Here is a 2,632-nt window from a genome sequence, read left to right on the forward strand (position 1 = left end):
AGCAGTTGAAGGAATTAACAATAAACTCAAGCTGATAAAAAGGAGAGGGTACGGATTTAGAAATTTTGGCAACTTTCAAATTAGGAGCATGTTGTCATGGCATTTTAGCAATTGAACTTGCATAGCAAGTTCGGTAGAACCACTATTATTAGGCGGAAACTTTCCACCTATCCACCCAAATTTGGGTAGATAGACTGAAAAATTCAGCATATTCCCTATGTAAAAGCAGAAACTTTCCACCTATCATCCTATTTAAGGTGGATCTGCTGAATTTTTCAACTTATTGTAACATTATGAAAAATCCGCCCAAGAAGCTCCTAGACCAGGTTAGAGATGCAATTCGCCTCAAGCATTACTCCTACCGTACAGAAGAAACCTACGTGCAATGGATTGTTCGATACATTTTGTTTCAAAATAAGCGTCATCCCAAAGAGATGGGAGTCCCAGAAATAGAGGAATTTCTAACTCATCTAGCAGTCGAAGGCAACGTTGCCGCAGCCACTCAAAACCAGAGCTTCTCAACGCAATTTTATTTCTGTACCGCCAAGTTTTACGGCAGGAACTAGATAGTCGCATTAATGCCATCCGTGCCAAACGCCCACAGCAACTTCCGATTGTGCTCTCTCCCGATGAAGCTGTTGCCATCATTCAACAAACCACTGGAGTCCATCGGCTGATGCTGCAACTACTCTAAGGTAGTGGACTGCGCTTGCGCGAATGTATGGAGCTACGAATTAAAGACATCGACTTTGCCCAGTCTCAAATGGTCATCCGCTGCGGCAAAGGTGGTAAGGATCGAGTCACATTGCTACCGAACAGCGTCATCGAACCTCTGCAAATTCACATTCAACAAGTTCGCCTCGTCCATCAGCAAGATGTTGAGCGGTGATTAACGATCTATAAATTTTCGGACTAACCTCTACCCTCTATCCTTGGGATTAATCAACTCACTCAAACCCTCTCCTAACAAAGACAAACCAGTCACCATCAATGTCAGAGCTAATCCTGGAAATAGAGTCGTCCACCAAATTCCGGTTGAGAGTGCGGGTAAAGCTTGCTTGAGATCGTGTCCCCATTCAGCGATCTCATCGGGTAAACCCAAACCCAGAAAACCCAAGCCACCTAATACTAAAATCGCATCGGCAGCATTGAGGGTAAATAGCACAGGGACACTTTGGACGACATTGCCAAAGAGATATTTGGTCAAGACATGACGAGTTGATGCGCCCAAAGCCTGAGCAGCTTCGACAAACATTTGTGTCTTCAAACTTGCAGTCTGATTGCGTACTACTCGAAAATACTGAGGAATGTAGGAAATACTCAATGCGATCGCGGCATTAAAAACACCTTTACCGACAATAAACGCCAACGTTACCGATAATAATAATCCAGGCAACGTGTAAATCGTATCCATCACAAACAGGAGAACTCGATCGAGGTTGCCCCCCAGATAGCCGCTAACCATGCCCAAAGATACGCCGATGAGCAAACTCATCAAAGTTGCCAACACAACTACTTGCAAAGCCGCCTGAGTCCCAAATAGCGTCCGCGAAAATACGTCATACCCCTCGCGACTAGTCCCAAACCAATGTTGCCAAGAAGGGGCTTGATTGATTGGGTTGTAAGGTGGCATCGCCGATCCCAGCAAATCTTGAGGATCTTGGAGTAACCCGATCGCCTGTAATAATGGTGCGAAGATGGCGATCACGATGAAACTGAGGGTAATTATCAGTCCCAATGCTAATAATTGGGTAGACAACCGATCGCGACGATGTTGAAAGAGTTGTTTGACAGATCCGAGGGAAAATTTACTGACAGCCATGAGCGGTTTGCGGCGATCGGGGAAGGGTTCATTTACTATAGGACAAATGGCGTCCCCCTAACCTATTTCGATCTCAATGGCCGCAAATTCTGGCAGATCGTTTATCCAATTCGATAAATGGATCGTCCTTAACTATCTGCGATTAAATACTTATTGTGACGATCGATCCGGATCTAGCAGCCACTTTAAGATGAAGTTTAATTGCTCGATCTGGTGATGGAGATGCTTTATCGTAGTATTATAACGGAAATTTGGAATAGTAATCATTGCTAAATTCAATTAACACTTAAAATTTACAGGACACAATTTATGGAATGGTATATTAAGGTCTTAAAAAATTACGCTGTGTTTGACGGGCGTGCCAGCAGACAGGAATATTGGATGTTTTTCCTATTCAATATCATTATCAGCATTGTTTTGGGTATTCTGCTCGGTATTCTTAGCGGTATCACTAAAACAGATCAAACCGTGTTAGGGAATATTTACAGCTTAGCCGTTCTATTGCCTGGTATTGGGGTTGCGATTCGGAGAATGCACGATACTGGCCGTAGCGGCTGGTGGTGTATCGTCCCGATCGTGGGTTTGATCTTCGCGATTGAAGCTGGCAATCCAGAAGCAAATAAATATGGTCCTAGTCCCAATAGACAGAAATCTTAATTTTTAGAACTGCTACTCCCTTCCCGCCGCAAGACTATTTATTGACCGCGATCGATTGCAAAGACTGGTTTTCAGCGGATAAAATTTATAGTAGCGATCGAGCCTTAACTGTCACAGTCAGAGGGATCTATACTCTTTGAGCGGAAAGGGAGT

At 43.9% G+C, this 2,632-nt stretch carries 5 protein-coding genes; 4 read left to right on the top strand and 1 reads right to left on the bottom strand.

From position 1 onward, the window contains the following. The 3 genes from RMO27_RS19025 to RMO27_RS19035 form a co-directional block, all read left to right on the top strand. The coding region (locus tag RMO27_RS19025) for a transposase (RefSeq protein ID WP_309731077.1) at positions 1-115 on the top strand (115 nt) is incomplete at its 5' end. A 178-nt stretch (positions 116-293) separates the two neighbouring features. Continuing rightward, entirely contained in the window at positions 294-566 is a 273-nt protein-coding gene (locus RMO27_RS19030) for a phage integrase N-terminal SAM-like domain-containing protein (protein ID WP_309735446.1), read from the top strand. A gap of 155 nt (positions 567-721) precedes the next feature. Beyond that, positions 722-889, top strand: coding sequence for a hypothetical protein (locus RMO27_RS19035; protein WP_396133759.1), 168 nt, complete (start codon positions 722-724; stop codon positions 887-889). 30 nt (positions 890-919) lie between these two features. On the opposite strand, the gene RMO27_RS19040 is transcribed toward RMO27_RS19035, so the two are convergent. Next, complete coding sequence (locus tag RMO27_RS19040; protein WP_309735449.1) at positions 920-1,822, bottom strand: ABC transporter permease; 903 nt, start codon at positions 1,820-1,822, stop codon at positions 920-922. Between the two features lie 309 nt (positions 1,823-2,131). On the opposite strand from RMO27_RS19040, the gene RMO27_RS19045 reads away from it, so the two are divergent. Next, on the top strand, positions 2,132-2,479 hold the full coding sequence (locus tag RMO27_RS19045) for a DUF805 domain-containing protein (protein WP_309735451.1): 348 nt from the start codon (positions 2,132-2,134) through the stop codon (positions 2,477-2,479). Positions 2,480-2,632 lie beyond the last annotated feature (153 nt).

This window comes from Chamaesiphon sp. OTE_75_metabat_556, assembly GCF_031378165.1.
Taxonomy (GTDB): domain Bacteria; phylum Cyanobacteriota; class Cyanobacteriia; order Cyanobacteriales; family Chamaesiphonaceae; genus Chamaesiphon.

What these genes read in the sequence shown, in the direction of transcription:
- RMO27_RS19040 (WP_309735449.1), bottom strand. Translation starts at nt 1,822, where the DNA reads ATGGCTGTCAGTAAATTTTCCCTCGGATCTGTCAAACAACTCTTTCAA.
- RMO27_RS19030 (WP_309735446.1), top strand. Translation starts at nt 294, where the DNA reads ATGAAAAATCCGCCCAAGAAGCTCCTAGACCAGGTTAGAGATGCAATT.
- RMO27_RS19045 (WP_309735451.1), top strand. Translation starts at nt 2,132, where the DNA reads ATGGAATGGTATATTAAGGTCTTAAAAAATTACGCTGTGTTTGACGGG.
- RMO27_RS19035 (WP_396133759.1), top strand. Translation starts at nt 722, where the DNA reads ATGGAGCTACGAATTAAAGACATCGACTTTGCCCAGTCTCAAATGGTC.